At 44.3% G+C, this 13,474-nt stretch carries 12 protein-coding genes; 5 read left to right on the forward strand and 7 right to left on the reverse strand.

Annotation, left to right across the window (positions count from 1 at the left end; genetic code table 11):
- Positions 1-1,062 carry a 3-oxoacyl-[acyl-carrier-protein] synthase III C-terminal domain-containing protein gene (locus MMA19_RS07950; protein ID WP_240205940.1) on the forward strand — a complete coding sequence of 354 codons (1,062 nt, stop codon included), beginning with the start codon at positions 1-3 and terminating at the stop codon, positions 1,060-1,062.
- 28 nt (positions 1,063-1,090) lie between these two features.
- Here the strand turns inward: MMA19_RS07950 and MMA19_RS07955 are convergent, their stop codons facing one another.
- Together MMA19_RS07955 and MMA19_RS07960 are read right to left on the reverse strand one after the other, a co-directional pair.
- Entirely contained in the window at positions 1,091-1,732 is a 642-nt protein-coding gene (locus MMA19_RS07955) for a tetratricopeptide repeat protein (RefSeq protein WP_240205941.1), read from the reverse strand.
- A 78-nt stretch (positions 1,733-1,810) separates the two neighbouring features.
- Positions 1,811-2,644, reverse strand: coding sequence for a pyruvate, water dikinase regulatory protein (locus MMA19_RS07960; RefSeq protein ID WP_006074241.1), 834 nt, complete (start codon positions 2,642-2,644; stop codon positions 1,811-1,813).
- Positions 2,645-2,798: 154 nt separating this feature from the next.
- Between MMA19_RS07960 and ppsA the strand changes: the two genes are divergently transcribed.
- The 3 genes from ppsA to MMA19_RS07975 all read left to right on the forward strand — a co-directional run bounded on the left by ppsA (position 2,799) and on the right by MMA19_RS07975 (position 6,513).
- Positions 2,799-5,192, forward strand: coding sequence for a phosphoenolpyruvate synthase (ppsA, locus tag MMA19_RS07965; protein ID WP_240205942.1), 2,394 nt, complete (start codon positions 2,799-2,801; stop codon positions 5,190-5,192).
- Positions 5,193-5,410: 218 nt separating this feature from the next.
- The gene (locus MMA19_RS07970) at positions 5,411-6,109 is read left to right on the forward strand and encodes a toxin-antitoxin system YwqK family antitoxin (RefSeq protein WP_006074245.1); all 699 of its coding nucleotides are present in this window, start codon (positions 5,411-5,413) and stop codon (positions 6,107-6,109) included.
- Positions 6,110-6,141: 32 nt separating this feature from the next.
- Complete coding sequence (locus tag MMA19_RS07975; RefSeq protein WP_062459627.1) at positions 6,142-6,513, forward strand: STAS/SEC14 domain-containing protein; 372 nt, start codon at positions 6,142-6,144, stop codon at positions 6,511-6,513.
- A 100-nt stretch (positions 6,514-6,613) separates the two neighbouring features.
- Here MMA19_RS07975 and MMA19_RS07980 read toward each other — a convergent pair whose 3' ends face one another.
- A complete protein-coding gene (locus MMA19_RS07980; RefSeq protein ID WP_240205943.1) occupies positions 6,614-7,267 on the reverse strand; it encodes a thiopurine S-methyltransferase in 654 nt (217 codons plus the stop codon).
- 230 nt (positions 7,268-7,497) lie between these two features.
- Here MMA19_RS07980 and MMA19_RS07985 point away from each other — a divergent pair, with 230 nt between their 5' ends.
- A complete protein-coding gene (locus tag MMA19_RS07985; protein WP_239922889.1) occupies positions 7,498-8,274 on the forward strand; it encodes a RelA/SpoT domain-containing protein in 777 nt (258 codons plus the stop codon).
- A gap of 95 nt (positions 8,275-8,369) precedes the next feature.
- Here the strand turns inward: MMA19_RS07985 and ihfA are convergent, their stop codons facing one another.
- The 4 genes from ihfA to MMA19_RS08005 all read right to left on the reverse strand — a co-directional run bounded on the left by ihfA (position 8,370) and on the right by MMA19_RS08005 (position 13,461).
- Positions 8,370-8,663, reverse strand: a complete 294-nt coding sequence (gene ihfA / locus MMA19_RS07990; RefSeq protein ID WP_006074250.1) for an integration host factor subunit alpha — start codon at positions 8,661-8,663, stop codon at positions 8,370-8,372.
- A 520-nt stretch (positions 8,664-9,183) separates the two neighbouring features.
- A complete protein-coding gene (gene pheT / locus MMA19_RS07995) occupies positions 9,184-11,571 on the reverse strand; it encodes a phenylalanine--tRNA ligase subunit beta (protein WP_240205944.1) in 2,388 nt (795 codons plus the stop codon).
- An 18-nt stretch (positions 11,572-11,589) separates the two neighbouring features.
- A complete protein-coding gene (gene pheS / locus MMA19_RS08000; RefSeq protein ID WP_006070684.1) occupies positions 11,590-12,573 on the reverse strand; it encodes a phenylalanine--tRNA ligase subunit alpha in 984 nt (327 codons plus the stop codon).
- A gap of 192 nt (positions 12,574-12,765) precedes the next feature.
- Complete coding sequence (locus MMA19_RS08005; protein ID WP_006070685.1) at positions 12,766-13,461, reverse strand: class I SAM-dependent methyltransferase; 696 nt, start codon at positions 13,459-13,461, stop codon at positions 12,766-12,768.
- Between the last annotated feature and the right edge of the window lie 13 nt (positions 13,462-13,474).

A 13,474-nucleotide genomic window follows, 5' to 3' on the forward strand; every position in this document is an offset into this window, starting at 1 on the left:
ATGACTGCAACTTTTCTACCCGGGCGCGTTTCACTGCTTGCCGCCAGCCATCAATTTCCCGAACAACACTTATCAAATGGGGAACTACTCGGAGCACTTGAGCAACTTTCCGGAAAACGCTTTGCCAGAGTGGCAGCAAGGATAGTGCCTTTTCTAGGCATTGAAGGTCGTCATTTTTCACGCAGCATTCAGACTCATACTAGCGAGCCAAATCCGAGCAACTCTGATCTTGCAGTTCATACCATTAAAGATTTGCTCGCAAACTCTCAACATACTCTCTCTGATATTGATTATCTTATTGGCCATACGACAACGCCAGACACTCAGCTTCCTCCCAACATCGCATGGGTAGCCGAAAAGCTTCGATACCAAGGTCCGTTTATGGAACTGCGACAAGCTTGTACAGGTTTCGCAAGTGCTTTACAAATCGCCATTCCGCGCCTTGCTATGCTCAACAAACCCATCGCCATCGTGGGTAGCGAAACAGGGTCAGTGTATTTCGATTACGACAAAGGTTTTCTCGACCAGTCTCAATTGGTGAATTACATGCAAATGGGAGACGGTGCTGGAGGGGTAATTATTGGACCTGAGACAAGCGAAGGAATAGGTACGATATCGCACTGTTTCACTGGTCAAATTGGTATAGATAAGTCACCGGGTTTATCTCTCGACGGCGGCTCTGCATCTGTTTACACTCAAGCGGGAAAGGCGCGCTTTCATCATAGCGCAACCGATGTCCGTAAAAGTGGCGAATCCTTGTTTCAAGCGAGTATTCTCGCGCTGAGAGAGCAAGGTTTTGAGTTGGACGATTTTGACTACATCATCCCCCACCAAGCAAGTGGGCGAATCGATAGTATGCTGGCTGAAGCTTTGGATATAGACCCGAGTAAGATTATCAATGATGCTAAACATTGGGGAAATCTGGGCTCTGCTGCAATTTGGTGTAGTTTTTCGAATCTAGTTCATAGCGATAAGCTTACGGTGGGAAGTAAGGTCGTTATTCTAGGCGCAGAGGCCACCAAATATATGTATGGTGGCTTTATCTATACGCACAAAAGTTGAGGCTCTAAAGATTATTACCAGTAAGTATTTAGTTGCCGCTCATGCGTTTCGCTTGATTAATTTTCTCAATAATAGCCGCTCTATCAATCCCTGGTCGATTGGAATCAAGGATTTTCGTCCAAATTTCAATCGCTTTGTTGTGTTCTGAATGTAGAAAATAGTCAGACGCAACAAGTAGCAATGCGGTGTCGTTGTACTCATCCATTTCGAGTGCTTTATCAAGAAACTGCTGCACTTCAGGGGTGATCGTTTGCGACTCATCAAAGTACTTCGCCGTCGCTATTGCCGCATACTGACCAGCGTAAGGGGTCTCAGAGAGTCGAATTGAGTAGTCAAAACAAGTAATCGCCGCATCAAACTCAGAGCTTTGCATATAAAGCTGCCCTAACCTAAACCAATCTTTCGCATCATTAGGGTTCTGTTTTAGTGCTTGCTGCAGTTCTTGCATCATGGATTCACCATTTTTAAATGGTGCAGCAAGTTCGAGCTCAGGGAGTGTATTGCGCATTTGTGACCAAATACCCAAAGAAATACCACAGACGAGGACGCTAGCGGCAGCAGAAAACAAAAAACGTTGTTTACCGCTACCTAGGCTTTTTAGACTCAGCAACGCGATAATGAAAACGACAATGCCGCAAAGTAAAGCGAATAGATAGATATTGAAGGACAATGCTTGTTACTCAAGATAAAAAAGAACCGACATTATATCGGTTCCCGTTAAGATTCACTGTGAGTTCGTGGTCGTTTTCTAGAACACTCGGCGTTTTAACCCGGCTCTTTCGAGGATTCTGGTTGAAATTTCTTCAACGGATAATGAGGACGTATTGATGTACGGAATTGCTTCTCGTCTAAATAAAGACTCCACACTTGCCAGTTCTTGAAGACACTGCTCAGTACTTGCGTAATCACTGCCTGCCAATCGATTTTCTCGTATTTCAGTTAAACGCTCAGGATCAATGGTTAAACCAAACAGTTTGTGACGATGAATTTCAAATTCAGGCATCAATCGAAGACGCTTAATATCGTCATCGATAAACGGATAATTCACAACACGCAAACCGAATTGCATGGCTAGATAAAGACTTGTTGGTGTTTTGCCGCTACGAGAGACACCGAGCAGTATTATATCGGCTTGATCAAGGTTCTTGAGTGAAATCCCATCGTCGTGAGCAAGGGTATATTCAATTGCTGCAATACGATCAAAGTACTTATCCGTATCCTTCCCCACGCTGTGAGAACGTTGCAATTTAGGTTTCGGTTCTAGCTGCAAATCGTCCTTCACTTGCGCCACTATACTTTCCAACACATCGTAGCAATACGCAGAAGACTGCATAAGACCTGTGCGAATTTCAGGTACAACAATGGAGAAAAACACTAACGGTTTTACACCGTTGCGTTCATAAGATTGATTAATTTCCCTAATGAGTTCATCAAGCTTATGTGCGCTTTCGACAAATGGAAACGTTTTCTCATTCGCAGTGAACGGAAACTGTCCTAAAACCACGTGTCCCAATGTCTCGCAAGTAATCGCTGTTCCGTCAGAAACGTAGAACACGTCACGACTTTGACCATTATTTTTCATTTTTTATTTAATTTTTCAAAAAAATTTAAGTAGGATGCATTACATAATATCGATAACAAACCCTAGCATTCAATAACGTTCCCCCACAGTTTTGAAAAATAGTTAACTATTTTTTTACTGAATACGTAATCGATTGCTATATCCTACAGCTGCAATGTTTCTGGAGATAGACATGCAACAAAACAACACCCTTTGGTTCAATGGCCTGTCCATGGACGATGTCGATAAGGTCGGCGGTAAGAATGCTTCACTGGGCGAGATGGTTTCCAATCTTGCTAATGCGGGAGTGTCAGTACCGAATGGCTTTGCGACGACGTCTTATGCCTTCAACCAGTTCCTCGATTTCGAAGGATTGGATGAGCGCATTCATGGCCTACTAGACGAACTTGATGTTGATGATGTTGACGCACTGCGTAAGACAGGCGCGACCATCCGTCAATGGGTATTAGAAGCCCCATTCCCTGCTGACCTAGAGCAGGACATTAGAGACAATTACCAAGAACTCATTGAAGGTAACACAGAACTATCTGTAGCAGTTCGCTCTTCTGCGACTGCGGAAGACCTACCAGATGCCTCATTTGCTGGCCAACAAGAAACATTCTTGAATGTCAAAGGCATCGAAGCTGTTCTTGAAGCCACTAAACACGTATACGCTTCGCTATTTAATGACCGTGCGATTTCGTATCGTGTCCATCAAGGTTTTGACCACCGCGGTATCTCACTATCGGCTGGTATTCAGCGTATGGTGCGTTCTGATCAAGCATCATCCGGCGTGATGTTCACCTTAGATACTGAATCTGGCTTTGACCAAGTCGTGTTCATTACATCGGCTTGGGGTCTAGGTGAGATGGTCGTTCAAGGCGCCGTTAACCCAGATGAGTTTTACGTCCACAAACCGCTTCTTGAACAAGGACAAGCGCCGATTGTTAAAAAGACCTTCGGCTCCAAACTCATTAAAATGGTGTACTCCAACAATCAAGAAATTGGTAAACAGGTCGACATCATTGACACGTCTGATGCAGAGCGTAACCAGTTCTCGCTAACTGATGAAGAAATCAAAGAACTTGCTAAACAAGCGATGATCATCGAAAAGCACTACCAGCGTCCAATGGACATTGAATGGGCAAAAGATGGCATTGATGGCAAGCTCTACATCGTTCAGGCACGCCCAGAAACAGTATGCTCTCAAAGTGAACAAAATGTCATCGAACGTTTCCAACTGAACAACAAAGCAGACGTGTTAGTCGAAGGCCGTGCTATTGGCCAACGCATCGGTACAGGTCCAGTTAGATTGGTCGATTCACTTGACCAGATGTCACTGGTTCAAGAAGGAGACGTGCTAGTGACTGACATGACCGACCCTGACTGGGAACCTGTCATGAAAAAGGCCTCTGCAATTGTCACCAACCGAGGCGGCCGTACTTGCCACGCTGCAATCATCGCTCGTGAACTAGGTATCCCAGCTATCGTTGGTTGTGGTAACGCAACAGATAGCCTTGCCGATGGCGCGACCGTAACTGTTTCTTGTTCAGAAGGCGAAACGGGCTACGTTTATCAGGGAGAGCTTGAGTTTGAAGTACGACGCTCAGCCGTTGACGAATTGCCTCTTTTACCGACTAAAGTAATGATGAACGTTGGTAACCCAGATCGTGCCTTTGACTTCGCTCAAATCCCTAATGAGGGCGTAGGTCTAGCACGTCTTGAGTTTATCATTAACAAAATGATAGGGATTCACCCGAAAGCCCTACTTAACTTCGACCAGCAATCTCCAGAGCTACAAGCTGAAATTACTCAGCGCATTCGCGGCTACGATGACCCGATCGATTTCTATGTGAGCAAACTCACTGAAGGTATTGCTACGATTGCCGCTGCTTTCTGGCCTAAACGTGTGATTGTTCGTATGTCTGACTTTAAGTCGAATGAATACAGCAACCTCGTCGGTGGTAAAGCATTTGAACCACACGAAGAAAACCCTATGCTTGGCTTCCGGGGTGCGTCTCGCTACATTTCACCGGTATTCGAAGATTGCTTTGAGTTAGAAACTCGCGCATTAAAACGTGTACGCAATGAAATGGGTCTGAAGAACGTTGAAATCATGATTCCATTCGTGCGAACACCAAGCGAAGCTGCCCAAGTTATCGACTTACTGGCTAAGTTTGAACTGCGCCGTGGAGAACAAGGTCTTAAGGTCATTATGATGTGTGAACTGCCTTCAAACGCAGTTTTAGCTGACGAATTCCTTAAGTATTTTGACGGCTTCTCCATCGGTTCAAACGATATGACACAATTAACACTTGGCTTAGACCGAGATTCTGGAGACGTGGCACATCTGTTTGACGAACGTAACCCAGCAGTCAAAGCGATGTTGAAAATGGCTATCGATGCAGCAACACAAGCTGGCAAATATGTCGGCATCTGTGGTCAAGGTCCTTCCGACCATGACGATTTAGCAGAATGGCTAATGGAACAAGGCATCAGCTCAGTATCCTTGAACCCAGATACTGTTATTGATACCTGGTTGAAATTGGGTAATGTTGCTAAGCAATAAATAGCTGCACGTTATGACTAAGCCAGAGCCGTTTGCTCTGGCTTTTTTGTTAGCAGAATGCCTGTTTTGGTTAGTTTTGAGCACGTTAGTCACGTGTTTTAACCAAAGGTTCCGTTTTATTTTTGCAATAATACTTGTCGACTTTTTCACTTTTTAATTGCGCTATCTCAAGCCTATTCTGGATAGGCAGACCAAAGCTCTACATATGAGGTAACGCTATGAGAAAATCCATTGCAATTGTTGCGGGTGTACTTACCTGTGTATCTGTTGGTGCTTATGCCACCGAGTCAACTGCCCAAGATACTGAAAATTCCGTTGACTACGTTCAAGTTAGAAACGGTATCGCTTACCAAGTAAACGAAACCACACCTTTCACCGGTGAACTTACACGCAAATATAACTCCGGGCAAAACGCACTTCATGTCCGATTTGCTAACGGTAAAGCCGTAGGTGCAGAAACCACTTACTATCCAAATGGTCAGGTCTCTTCTACCATCAATTACAAGGACGGTCTCGCAGACGGAGATTGGAAACAGTGGTATGAAAATGGACAGTTGAAAGTCGATGCTGAATATAAAGGAGGCGTATTAAATGGCGCTTTCGATGAGTGGTCCTATAATGGTCAAAAACTTGTCTCAGCGAAGTATGATGATGGCGAACTGCAAGGTAAGTTATCTTCTTGGTATGAGAATGGCCAACCACGATCAGTTGAAAACTATGATTCAGGCAAGAAAGACGGTCTAGCCATTAGCTACTATCCAAATGGAAACAAAGCTTACGAAGCAACTTACGATCAAGGTGACATCAATGATGGCATCGTGACCAAATACGCACCTGATGGACAGAAACAATATGAAGTAACCGTCAAAGATAACAAGATGGTTTCTGAACAGCATTGGTTTGATAATAAATCCTAGTTCGTCAGTTTAGCCTTTCGAAGGAGATGCTTATGTTCACTACCCTACCATCACCGCGCCCAGATATACTGGTCATTGAATTTGATGACAACGTCGATTTAGTGCAAGAAAAACACATTATCGCTGAGGTAGACAAGCTATTGGCAGAACATGAAAGAATTAGTGTGATGGCAATACTTGATGAAAGTGCTAACTGGTCGCTTGCGGCAGGATTTAAGGACATTGTCTGGACACTGACAAATCTAAAACGAATCGAAAAAGTAGCAATCGTTGCTGACAGCAAGGTTATTACTTGGTTGGTGAATGCGGATGCTATTATCGCTCGAATGTTTGATATTCAAGAAAAAGCATTCGCCTCAGCCGACTTTGAACAAGCTTGGAATTGGATTCAAGCTCCCAAGTAGTCGCGTTCAACATAAGATCGTTGACAGTTCACAGACAGTAAATAAAAAGCCAGATCCTTAGGGTCTGGCTTTCTTGGTCAGGGTAAACTGCTTGCACTCATTAATCTAGGTGCTCAACAAGCCAAACTTCTTCAGCAAATCGAGTTAAGCCTTGTTTTATGCGACGATGATTATCGTCTGCCTCATCCCGTTCCAACAACGTTAAACGGTATTCTTCACCAAAGTACGCCTTTACTTCACTCGACGGAACACTAAACGGAGGCCCGGACATTTCAGCTTGGACATAATCAAGCGTAATCAATAGGATTCGACCACCCGGCATTAGAGAACGCTTCAAGTTCTCAACGTATAAGGCTCTTAACTCTTCCGGCATAGCGATAAGTGCAGCACGGTCATAGATAAGCTCTACAGGCCGTATAGGAGCTGTGAAATAGTCACCTACGTAGATATCTAACTCGTCAAACTGATACAACTCAAATTGGCCATTAATTGGAGTGACCATTGGCGTATAAAAATGCTCGGCAAAAAAGGCACGCACAGCGATCTGACTGAGCTCTACACCTTGAACGCTATCGTGGCGCTGTGCTAGCCAAACAAGGTCCTCTGATTTACCACAAAGCGGCACAAAAACACCATCAGTGCGGTTTGGTTTTACTTGGTTCCAGTATTTGATAAGTAACGGGTTTACATCTTCCAGATGAAAGCCAATTTTATTCGATGCCCATTTATCATGCCACAATTCAAAATCGTTCATTTATCGTTCATATTCGGTGTGGATAATCATTAACGTAGAGTTTACAGAATGAGGACAAAAAGTCATGCCTCTGAAGGTAACTTTATTGCGAGACTTAGGTCACACATCAGACACTGTTTCGTGTTTTTAGGTTGGGTTCGGTAAGTTAGTCCCCATACTATAGGTAGTGCAACTCCTGAACGTTATCGTCCTTTTTGCATACCGTTTTCGTAACGTAACTAGGAGAGAGAATGAGCATGTTTCTTCGTACCGCAGCACTAATGCTATTGGTACTCAGCCGCGCACCTGCATTTGCGGCAACGCTTAATCAATCCGATTCAACTACTTCAAAAGGAAACCAAGAACAGAACGAAGTTTGTCCATCTGTATTCAAACATAGCCTAAGTGGCTTATATGGCATCGATGCTGTTAACAGCAACGCACTTCAACCGCATTCTGACTTTGATATCTTGTATAGCAAAGCCCACCAAGCTCAGCACGAATTAGAGTCGCTGTGTAAAACTACCGCCCTACTTACTGGTACCGACGCTTATTTCGCAGGCGTGAAATCTTATGACCGTGCACAGGAAAAAATCCGTACTGAACTTAATGGTGAAGTAAATCAAATCACCGACTTAGCTCGTGGCACAATCGTAGCTGATGATGTTGAAGGTCTTGTAGGTGCTTATGAAACTCTCAATCGCGAAGCCAAAGTCGTTCGTGTTAAAAACCGCTTCAAGAGTCCTGCGCCTTCTGGCTACCGTGACTTGAATATTTTGGTTCAACTTCCTAAGACCGGAATCATTGCAGAAGTTCAGCTTCACTTGAAAGCCATTGCCGACGTGAAAAGCGGCCCAGAGCATGACCTTTATGAGATAATTCAAGGTATCGAGCGCAACGCAGCTGCACAGGATCGTAGCTTAAACGATATTGAAACTGCGCAAATCACCAGCTTAAGAAGACAATCTCTAGAGCTTTATCAAAATGCGTGGCAGCCATACATTACTACCAATATTAAAGCGGCATAGTGTCGCTTTAGTCTTGACTCTTTAACGAGTAAATTCATCGACAAAAAAACAAAAAGACCACATATTGTGGTCTTTTTGTTTTCTAAAGTAAGAACTTAATCTACTTTGATGTTCTCGACTCGTGCCTTCAGTTTTTGGCCGGGACGGAATGTAACTACGCGTCGAGCAGAAATTGGAATATCTTCACCAGTCTTAGGATTTCGACCAGGACGTTCATTCTTGTCTCTCAAGTCAAAATTACCAAAACCCGACAGTTTTACCTGTTCGCCACTTTCGAGTGATTTTCTGATTTCTTCAAAAAATACTTCTACCGTTTCCTTGGCATCCCTTTTACTGAATCCGAGTTTCTCAAATAGGTTCTCAGCCAGATCGGCTTTTGTGAGCGCCATAAAACTCCCCTCAAAGCTAATTTAAACCTTACTATCACAGCGATAGCGCTAAACATTTCGTTTGACCAATCAACAACATAACGGTCTAACTTTGAAAAGTGTAAGCCAACCTTCTGATTTTCGCCAACTTTTTTATATCATGGAAATGTCAGGATATTTTCTTATCTATTAGCAAGTTACCGTTTTGATAGCACAAAACAAAAGTTTTAACAGCATACCGAGCACAACAGCAGTCATATATTTCAATTATTATCGATATATCAGACATAAATAAAATAACAACAAATTACAAAATACCTAACCTAGACCACAGTTTTACAGCATTTATCGTATAAAAACAGTAAGTTGCAGATGCTAGCCAATATGAAACACGTTTAGCCCGCTCGACAGAAAGTTATACAATCTCGTGTATAAAGAGCTATATTTTTAGGTTGCATCAGTTCTATGTGATTAAACAAAAAAAGCGAGCCAATTAAATTGACTCGCTTTTCGAACACTTAGCTAAGTGAATAACTAATAATTAGTCACGCAGTGAAGCACCAAACTTCTCAGATACGTGAGCAACGATTGTATCTACCGCACCAGCGATATCTGCGTCTTCTAGAGTACGTTCAACTGATTGCAACGTTAGTGCGATAGCAAGACTCTTCTTGCCTTCTTCAACACCTTTACCAACGTATACATCGAACAGTTTCGCGTCTTTCAAGAACTCACCACCCTGTTCTAGACACGCAGCAACGATGTCACCTGAAGCTACAGCTTCATCAACAACAACTGCAATATCACGACGGTTTGAAGGGAACTTAGAAAGCTGTACCGCTTCTGGAATCACTTTAGAGTTAATTGCAGACCATTCAATTTCGAACACGATAGTACGGCCATTAAGACCAAACTTACGCTCAAGCTCTGGGTGAACAGTACCAATTACACCAACTTCTTTGCCATCTACGACGATTGCCGCAGACTGACCTGGGTGAAGCGCTGGATGTTTCGCTGCAGCAAATGAGTATGCTTTCTCGTTTGCTGACAGTTCTAGGATCGCTTCTAGGTCACCTTTAAGGTCAAAGAAGTCAACCGTATTAGTTTCAATGTCCCAATGCTCTTCGCTGCGTGTACCAGCGATAACACCAGCAAGCATTGGCTCTTGGCGCATACCGTTTTCTGCAGTTTCACAAGGGATGAAACGTAAACCGTACTCAAATAGGCGAACACGTGGCTGCTGACGCTTCTGGTTGTGAACAACCGTGTTAAGTAGGCCCTGAATCAGCCCAAGACGCATTGCTGACATTTCCGCAGAAATTGGGAATGGCAAGACGAGTGGCTCAACGTCAGGAACGATTAGCTTTTGCTGCTCTGGTTCAACGAAGCTATAAGTGATGGCTTCTTGATAACCGCGGTCAACAAGCAGGTTACGAACACGCTTGAGAGGCAGATCCGCTTCAACATGGTTGTGCATCTTAAGTGCTGCTGCTGGGTGCTGGTTTGGAATATTGTCGTAGCCGTAGATACGACCAACTTCTTCAATCAGGTCCTGCTCGATAGCGATATCGAAACGCCATGTTGGTGCTGTTGCCGTCCAACCAGACTCTGATGCCTCAACAGTCAAGCCTAAGCGCTCAAGGATTTCAACAACGTCCGCATCTTCAATGTGATGGCCAAGTAGCGCATCTAGCTTAGTGCGACGCAGTGCTACTGTGTTTGCTTTTGGCAGGTCAGCTTCTGACTCTACACCAACAACTGGTGCTACTTCACCGCCACAGATTTCAACAAGAAGTTCTGTTGCACGCTCCATTGCACCTGCCTGAAGTGCAAAATCCACACCACGTTCAAAACGCATTGAAGAATCGGTGTGAAGACCGTAGCTACGAGCACGACCACGGATGTGGTCAGGTGCGAAGAATGCACATTCTAGTAAAACGTCTTTAGTCTCAGTGGTAACACCAGACTCTTCACCACCAAAGATACCAGCAATTGCCAGTGCTTTATTGTGATCAGCAACAACTAGAGTATCTGCGTTAAGCTCTGCTTCAGTACCGTCTAAAAGTGTTAGCTTCTCGCCTTGTTCCGCCATACGTACCACGATGCCACCTTCGATCTTCGCTAGATCGAATGCATGCATTGGTTGGCCTTGCTCTAGTAGAACGTAGTTAGTGATGTCAACGACTGGATCGATTGAACGAATACCACAACGGCGCAGTTTTTCTTGCATCCACAGTGGCGTTTCAGCTTGAACGTTCACGTTCTTAACGATACGACCTAGGTAGCGAGGACACGCTGCTGGCGCTTTCACTTCGATAGAAGCAACATCTGCAATAGACGCTTCAACCGCGTTTACTGCTGGCTCTGTCACATCAGCACGATTTAGAACACCTACTTCACGAGCTAAACCACGAATGCTGAAGCAGTCTGCACGGTTAGCTGTTAGGTCTACGTCTACCGTTACGTCATCAAGACCTAGGAAGTCGCGGAAATCAGTACCGATAACAGCGTCTTCTGCAAGTTCCATGATACCGTCAGACTCAACGTCGATACCCAACTCAGTGAATGAGCAAAGCATGCCGTGTGAAGGCTGCCCACGTAATTTCGCTTTCTTGATTTTAAAATCGCCTGGAAGGACAGCACCAACGGTTGCTACTGCTACTTTAAGACCTTCACGACAGTTAGGAGCGCCACAAACGATGTCTAGCAGTTCTTCTGCGCCAACATCAACTTTTGTTACACGTAGTTTATCTGCGTCTGGGTGTTGACCACACTCAACCACTTTACCTACTTTAACGCCAGTGAAAGAGCCAGCTACTGGTAGTACGTCGTCTACCTCAAGACCAGCCATTGTAATTTGGTGCGTAAGCTCGTCAGTCGTAACCGAAGGACTTACCCACTCACGAAGCCATGATTCGCTGAATTTCATTGTGATGAACCCTCTGGATTACTTGAACTGTTTTAGGAAACGAAGGTCGTTCTCGAAGAACGCACGCAGGTCATTTACGCCGTAACGTAACATTGTCAGACGCTCTACGCCCATACCAAACGCGAAGCCAGAGTATTTCTCAGGGTCAATGCCAACAGCACGAAGTACGTTCGGGTGAACCATGCCGCAGCCAAGAACTTCAAGCCACTTGCCATTCTTGCCTTTTACGTCTACTTCAGCAGAAGGCTCGGTGAATGGGAAATAAGATGGACGGAAACGAACTTCAACTTCCTCTTCGAAGAAGTTGCATAGGAAGTCATGCAGAATGCCCTTTAGCTGAGCGAAGTTTACATTCTCGTCAACTAGCATCCCTTCCACTTGGTGGAACATTGGTGTATGAGTTTGGTCATAGTCGTTACGATAAACACGACCAGGTGCGATGAAGCGGAATGGTGGTTTACCATTTTCCATCGTACGAATTTGAACGCCTGACGTGTGAGTACGTAGCATCAAATCTGGGTTGAAGAAGAAAGTATCGTGGTCAGTACGAGCTGGGTGGTCTTCTGCGATGTTTAGTGCATCGAAGTTGTGGAATGCATCTTCGATTTCTGGACCAGACTCAGTGTTAAAGCCTAGCTCACCAAAGAACTGTTCAATACGCTCAACAGTACGAGTAACTGGGTGTAGACCACCGTTCTCGATACGACGACCTGGTAGTGTAACGTCGATTGTCTCTGCTGCAAGTTTTGCTTCAAGTTCAGCACGTTGTAGTGCATCTTTACGAGCAGCAATCGTTTGTTGAACTACGCCTTTTGCTTTGTTGATCTCTTGACCAGCACTGCGGCGTTCTTCTGGTGGTAGTTTACCTAGGCTTTGAAGTTGAGCGGTTAGCTCACCTTTCTTACCTAGATACTGAACACGCACTTCGTCAAGTGCGACTAGCGAGTCTGCAGCTTCAATCGCTGCGCTCGCGTTAGCAATGATCTCTTCTAGATGTTGCATCGTTTCCTCGTCTACCGTCCGGTAGTATCCATAAGGGTGTTTTTTGATAGCTGTACATACTAATAAAACCCGCCGCTAATGCCAAATTGATTTGTAATTTGAACGGGTTATTGGGCAAAAAAAACTCGTTTTTTGCCCTTTTAGCAGAAATCACACCGGAAACGATGACCATTTGCCGATATTCGGCAATGGTTAATTCGCGTTTGCGCGAATAAAAATGAAGTTTGGACGACGCGAAAGTTTATCAAATGTCTCAGGTGATACTTCTTTCATCGCGGGATCAGGTTGACCTTCGGAAAACTTGTCGAGAGTAAAACCACTTTCAGCTAAGCTATCAAACAAGTTAGTAAACGAACGTCTAAAGAATGAAACCTCTACGGGTTCGCCAACGGTATTCCAATCTTCGGTGATACGCTCTACTGCAAAATAGTTGTTAAAAGCGTCATCTTCAAAATCAACAAGTGGGTGATGGGTAGAGAAAATGAACTGTCCGCCTTGTTTAAGTACACGATGTACCTCTTTAAAAAGAGGCACCAAATCTTCAAGGTAGTGCACCATTAAAGGGCAAACAACAAAGTCATAACTATCGTCGGCTTCTTTAGGAAGTCCATCAGATAGATCTTGCGCATAGCATGTTACAGCGTCACCTAGTTTTTGTTTAGTAATTTGAACCATTTGCTCTGAGAGATCGACAGCGGTTACTGTCGCCCCCTGATTAACAAAGTGCTGCGCATAAACACCAGGACCACACCCTAAGTCCAATACCGCTTTGTTGTTTACCTCACCCACTAAAGCTAGTGTTGAAGGACGCTCATAAAGGCCATTATACGCGTTATTTTCAATCGCATCTGCGTACTTTTCTGCATGTTTTGTATACATTTCACCCATATAAATACCTCCA

Source organism: Vibrio sp. CyArs1, assembly GCF_022432925.1.
In the GTDB taxonomy this organism is placed as follows: domain Bacteria; phylum Pseudomonadota; class Gammaproteobacteria; order Enterobacterales; family Vibrionaceae; genus Vibrio; species Vibrio mediterranei.

Bases quoted from the DNA above. Each gene is read 5' to 3' on its own strand.
- MMA19_RS07950 (WP_240205940.1), top strand. From the start codon at position 1: ATGACTGCAACTTTTCTACCCGGGCGCGTTTCACTGCTTGCCGCCAGC.
- MMA19_RS07960 (WP_006074241.1), bottom strand. From the start codon at position 2,644: ATGAAAAATAATGGTCAAAGTCGTGACGTGTTCTACGTTTCTGACGGA.
- ppsA (WP_240205942.1), top strand. From the start codon at position 2,799: ATGTTTCTGGAGATAGACATGCAACAAAACAACACCCTTTGGTTCAAT.
- MMA19_RS07970 (WP_006074245.1), top strand. From the start codon at position 5,411: ATGAGAAAATCCATTGCAATTGTTGCGGGTGTACTTACCTGTGTATCT.
- MMA19_RS07975 (WP_062459627.1), top strand. From the start codon at position 6,142: ATGTTCACTACCCTACCATCACCGCGCCCAGATATACTGGTCATTGAA.
- MMA19_RS07980 (WP_240205943.1), bottom strand. From the start codon at position 7,267: ATGAACGATTTTGAATTGTGGCATGATAAATGGGCATCGAATAAAATT.
- MMA19_RS07985 (WP_239922889.1), top strand. From the start codon at position 7,498: ATGAGCATGTTTCTTCGTACCGCAGCACTAATGCTATTGGTACTCAGC.
- ihfA (WP_006074250.1), bottom strand. From the start codon at position 8,663: ATGGCGCTCACAAAAGCCGATCTGGCTGAGAACCTATTTGAGAAACTC.
- pheT (WP_240205944.1), bottom strand. From the start codon at position 11,571: ATGAAATTCAGCGAATCATGGCTTCGTGAGTGGGTAAGTCCTTCGGTT.
- pheS (WP_006070684.1), bottom strand. From the start codon at position 12,573: ATGCAACATCTAGAAGAGATCATTGCTAACGCGAGCGCAGCGATTGAA.
- MMA19_RS08005 (WP_006070685.1), bottom strand. From the start codon at position 13,461: ATGGGTGAAATGTATACAAAACATGCAGAAAAGTACGCAGATGCGATT.